At 38.6% G+C, this 347-nt stretch carries 1 tRNA gene; it reads left to right on the plus strand.

Going from position 1 to position 347, the window contains the following annotated elements:
- Positions 1-9 precede the first annotated feature (9 nt).
- Positions 10-86: transfer RNA gene (locus H4J41_RS00015), tRNA-Arg, on the plus strand.
- Positions 87-347: the final 261 nt, after the last annotated feature.

Below are 347 nucleotides of genomic sequence, written 5' to 3' on the forward strand. Positions count from 1 at the left end.
GTTTATTGCGGACGCGTAGCTCAGCTGGATAGAGTACCTGGCTACGAACCAGGCGGTCGCAGGTTCGACTCCTGCCGCGTCCGCCACATTGAAAAAACCAGTCTAATGACTGGTTTTTTTTCGCCTAAAATTTATTGCCAACCACTTATCTGCGATAATCTCCTTCAAAAAGATTTTAAAGCTAGTTTTATCTCTGTTGGATTTATAGTGACTTGATGAATTATACCAATTTGATTAATTAACTTCCCACTTTTATCCAATCTCTAGAGCAAAGATCTATCACCCTAGATGCATCTGAAATAAAAATATTCCACGCTCGAGTACATTCATTAACAATATCTTCATAT

This window comes from Colwellia sp. MB3u-45 (assembly GCF_014077005.1).
In the GTDB taxonomy this organism is placed as follows: domain Bacteria; phylum Pseudomonadota; class Gammaproteobacteria; order Enterobacterales; family Alteromonadaceae; genus Cognaticolwellia.